This window comes from Streptomyces odonnellii (genome assembly GCF_000981895.1).
Classification (GTDB): Bacteria; Actinomycetota; Actinomycetes; order Streptomycetales; family Streptomycetaceae; genus Streptomyces; species Streptomyces odonnellii.
In genome coordinates, this window is record NZ_LATD01000542.1 from 1 (window position 1) to 4,299 (window position 4,299).

Here is a 4,299-nt window from a genome sequence, read left to right on the forward strand (position 1 = left end):
ATAGGAGACAGGTCGGGGACCGAGGTGGGGGCGGCACGCGGGGGACGTGTCCGTCAGGGGCGCAGCAGTACCTTTCCGGTGCCCGGATCGCCGCCGCCCACCAGTGCCACGGCCTCGCCGTACTGCTCCAGCGGGAATTCATGGGTCACCAGCGGCCCCGGATCGAGCAGCCCGCCGGTGAAAGCGCGTACAGCGAACGACCAGGCGGCGGACGGCGCCCCGAAGACGCTCCGTACCGTGAGCTGGTTCAGCGAGAGATGAACCGGGTCGATACCGCGTGCGCCCGGCGCGAACATCCCGGTGAGCACCACCCGACCGCCGCGCCGCGCCAGCAGACAGGACGAGGCGGCGCTGGCCGGCGCTCCGGCCGTCTCCACGACCAGGTCGTACCGCCCGTCCAACTCCCGTGCTTCCGCCGGATCCAGGGCCTCGCTCGCCCCGAACTCCCGTGCCTCGGCAGCCCGTTCGGAGCGCGGATCGATGACCGTCAGCTCCGAGGGGGAGGAGGCCGCGAGGAGCTGTACGGCGAGCAGCCCGAGCGTGCCGGCGCCGACCACCGCGATCCGTTCCCCGGGCTCCGGCCGGCCCGCCCGTACCGCCGCGGCGACCACGGCGGCCGGCTCCAGCAGCGCCGCCGCCCGCAGATCGGCGTCATCGGCCAGCAGGTGCAACAGCCGTGCGGGGACGACCACATGGTCCGCGAAACCACCAGGACGGGTGAACCCCGTCTCGTCGTAACCCCGGGTGCAGAGCGAGGTCTCGCCACTCCGGCAGCGCGCGCACATCCCGCAGGCGCGGAACCCCTCGGCGACGGTCCGACGGCCCGTCAGCTCCGGATGCACGCCCTCGCCCACCGCGTCGACCGTGCCCGCCCACTCGTGCCCCGGCACCACCGGGTAGCGCACATAGGCCGCGTCGCGGCGGCCCTCGTACACTTCGCGGTCGCTCAGACAGATCCCGGCGGCGGCTACCCGTATCCGCACCTCGCCGGGGCCCGGTACGGGCTCGGGGCCGTACACCACGTGGTGTGTTCCCGGCCGTTCGACAACGACCGACCGGCTGCCGTGCGGAACCGCGGGGGCCCGGGACGACGCGGGAGTATTCGCCAGGGCGCTCACCGGGACGCCTTGGGGACGCGTTTCTCCCAACCCTCGGCCCACAGGTCGAACCGCGCCTGCCGCTGCGGGAATTCGGCTGCCGCGTCCGCGTCGAACTCCACCCCGAGACCGGGCGCGTCCGGCACCGTGAAGCAGCCCGTAGCCGGATCGACCTCCGGAGCGCCGGTCACCACCTTCTTGATCTCCGCGTCCGCGAAGTCATTGAAGTGTTCGAGGATCTTGAAGTTCGGGGTACAGGCGGCCAGTTGAAGGCTCGCGGCGGTCAGCACCGAGCCGCCGACATTGTGCGGCGCCACCAGCACATAGTGGGTCTCGGCGGTCGCGGCCAGCTTTCTGGCCTCCAGGATCCCGCCGATGTGCCCGACGTCCGGCTGGATGATGTCGGCCGCCTGGGACTCGAAGAGTTCCCTGAACTCGATCCGGTCATGGATGCGTTCACCGGTCGCGATGGGCAGATCCACCTTCTCCGCGACCTTGGAGAGCGCTTTCAGATTCTCCGGCGGCACCGGCTCCTCCAGCCAGGCCGGCTGGTACGGGGCCAGCTCTCGCGCCAGCCGTACCGCGGTCGACGGGCTGAACCGCCCGTGCATCTCCAGCATCAGCTCCGCGTCCGGCCCGATCGCGTCCCGTACCGCCTCGATCAGCGCCACCGCCTCGTTGCTCGCCGCCCGGTCCAGTTCGAAGTGCCCGGTGCCGAACGGATCGATCTTCAGGGCCCGGTAGCCGCGGGCCACCACCGCCAGCGCCGCCCCGTGATACGCCTCCGGGGTGCGCTCGGTGGTGTACCAGCCGTTGGCGTACGCCTTGACGCGGTCCGTGACCCGTCCGCCGAGCAATTGCCAGACCGGTACGCCGAGCGCCTTGCCCTTGATGTCCCAGCAGGCCATCTCGACGACCGCGATGCCCGACATCACGATCTCACCGGCCCGGCCGTAATCGCCGTACTTCATCCTGCGGACGAGGTCCTCGACGGCGAACGGGTCCGATCCCCGCAGGTGGTTGGCCTCCGCCTCCCGCAGATAGCCGGTCAACGCATCGGTCCTGCCGAGCATTCGGGTCTCGCCGACACCGGTGAGTCCCTCATCGGTGTGGACCAGGACATAGGTGAGATTGCGCCACGGTGTACCGACGACATGTGTGCTGATTCCCGTAATACGCAAGGCGGTTGCCCCTCGTGTGTGTTCGGTATTTCGTCACACGTTCGAAATCGTGGCGTGACGGTATTCAGGCTCTCCGAGGGGTGTCAATGGGTTGCGCGCCGGTTAGCCTGTGTTCGTCATTCCGGCCGATGGCCGAGATACCGGACACGAGGGGTGGGTGGTCGGCCATGGGACGGCTCGTCCCCGCGGTGACGCGGGCCCTGGACATACTCGAACTGTTTCTGGAGGGCGACGGCACGCTCTCCGCTCCCGAGGTGATCCGCCGCCTCCAACTGCCCCGTACCACCGTGCACGAACTGCTCACCACGCTCGCGGCCCGCTCGTATCTGGCGCCCGTCCCCGGCGAGCCCGGCCGGTACCGGCTGGATGTGCGTACGTACCAACTGGGCAGCAGATACGCGGAACAGCTCGATCTGGCCGCCGAGGGCAGACAGGTCGCCCGCGAGATCGCCGAGACCTGCGACGAGACCGTCCATGTCGCGATCCTGGAGGACACCGACGTGATCTACATCGCGAAGGTCGACTCCACGCACGCGGTCCGTATGGTCTCCGCGGCGGGACGGAGACTGCCCGCCCACTGCACCTCGGTGGGGAAGATGCTGCTCGCGTCCCTGCCCGAGGCGGAGCTCGAACTGCGCATCGCCGGGCATGAGTTCACCGCCATGACGCCCGCCAGTGTCACCGATCCCGATGCGCTGCGGGCCGAGTTGGCGGTGATCAGGGAACGCGGCATCGCTGTCGAGCACCGTGAGTCCAACCCGGATGTGAACTGTGTGGCCGCACCGGTACGGGACAGCGCGGGGCGGGTCGTCGCCGCGCTGTCCATCTCCGTACCGGTGATCCGGTGGAGCGACGAGCGCGAGGAGGAGCTTGGTCAGCTCGCGGCCAAGGGCGCGAACACGCTCTCAGTACGGCTGGGCCACCGGGGGGCGTGGTGAGTGCCGCGGCGGCAGGGGCTTCAGGAGCGCGGAGTCCGGCGGCACGGGCTTCAATGCCGGGGGCTTCGGCGGCACCGGCTTCGGCGGCGCGTGTAGAGGTCGCGGTACGGGAAGCGGCCGTGCTCGGCGAAGGACCCACCTGGGACACCGCGTCCGGCCGGCTCATCTGGGTCGACATCCTCTCCTCGCGCGTCCACACCTACGATCCGGCCGACGGCCGCCGTACGGTCATGGTCACCGAGCAGCATGTCGGCGCGGCCAAACCGCGCGCCGGGGGCGGTCTGGTGGTCAACCTCCGGGACGGCATCGGGCTTTACGGCCCCGGGGTCTTCGGGAGCCACCGACCTTCCGGGGGCCCGGGCGGCTCTGAGAGCGCTTTCTCCTGGCTGGTCCACGATCCGGTGCCCGGCCGCCGGGGCAATGACGCCGCCATCGCCCCGGACGGATCGCTCTGGGCGGGCAGCATGCGGTACGACGAGGCCGACCGCGGCGGACGGCTGATCCGGGTGGCACCCGACGGTACGGTCACCGAGGCACTGACCGTCACGGTCGGCAACGGCACGGGCTGGAGCCCCGACGGGCTGACGATGTACTACATCGATAGCCCCACCCGTCGCATCGACCGGTTCCGTGTCGACGGTGAACGCATCACGGAACGGACCACCCTGGCGGTCATCGAGGACGGGGACGGCCTTCCGGACGGGCTCACCGTCGACGCGGACGGCTGCGTCTGGGTGGCCCTCTGGGACGGTGGCCGGATCCGGCGGTACACCCCGCGCGGCGATCTCGACCGTACCGTCGAGCTGCCCGTACAGCGCCCCACCGCTTGCGCGTTCGGCGGTCCCGGGCTGCGGGACCTCTACATCACCTCGGCCCGTACGGGTCTGGCACGCCCGCATCCGCTCTCCGGCTCGCTGCTGGTCCTGCCGGACGCGGGGCAGGGGCTGCCGGGGACTCCGTTCGCGGGTTGAGGCCGATATACGGCGGAGCCCGGGGCCGCACGGAGCCGAGCCAGTGCGAACGGTCCGCGAGAATGGACGCATGGCCCGACGCCCCGCACGATCCGCCCGCCCCAGTCCCAGC

General features: G+C 70.6%; 4 protein-coding genes. 2 read left to right on the top strand and 2 right to left on the bottom strand.

Annotation, left to right across the window (positions count from 1 at the left end):
* Positions 1-53: 53 nt before the first annotated feature.
* Positions 54-1,022 carry a zinc-dependent alcohol dehydrogenase gene (locus tag WH07_RS34695; protein ID WP_232789167.1) on the bottom strand — a complete coding sequence of 323 codons (969 nt, stop codon included), beginning with the start codon at positions 1,020-1,022 and terminating at the stop codon, positions 54-56.
* A gap of 92 nt (positions 1,023-1,114) precedes the next feature.
* Positions 1,115-2,278 carry a mandelate racemase/muconate lactonizing enzyme family protein gene (locus tag WH07_RS34700; protein WP_046509005.1) on the bottom strand — a complete coding sequence of 388 codons (1,164 nt, stop codon included), beginning with the start codon at positions 2,276-2,278 and terminating at the stop codon, positions 1,115-1,117.
* A gap of 167 nt (positions 2,279-2,445) precedes the next feature.
* On the opposite strand from WH07_RS34700, the gene WH07_RS34705 reads away from it, so the two are divergent.
* Complete coding sequence (locus WH07_RS34705; RefSeq protein ID WP_046509006.1) at positions 2,446-3,216, top strand: IclR family transcriptional regulator; 771 nt, start codon at positions 2,446-2,448, stop codon at positions 3,214-3,216.
* 53 nt (positions 3,217-3,269) lie between these two features.
* The gene (locus WH07_RS34710; protein WP_046509008.1) at positions 3,270-4,187 is read left to right on the top strand and encodes an SMP-30/gluconolactonase/LRE family protein; all 918 of its coding nucleotides are present in this window, start codon (positions 3,270-3,272) and stop codon (positions 4,185-4,187) included.
* Positions 4,188-4,299 lie beyond the last annotated feature (112 nt).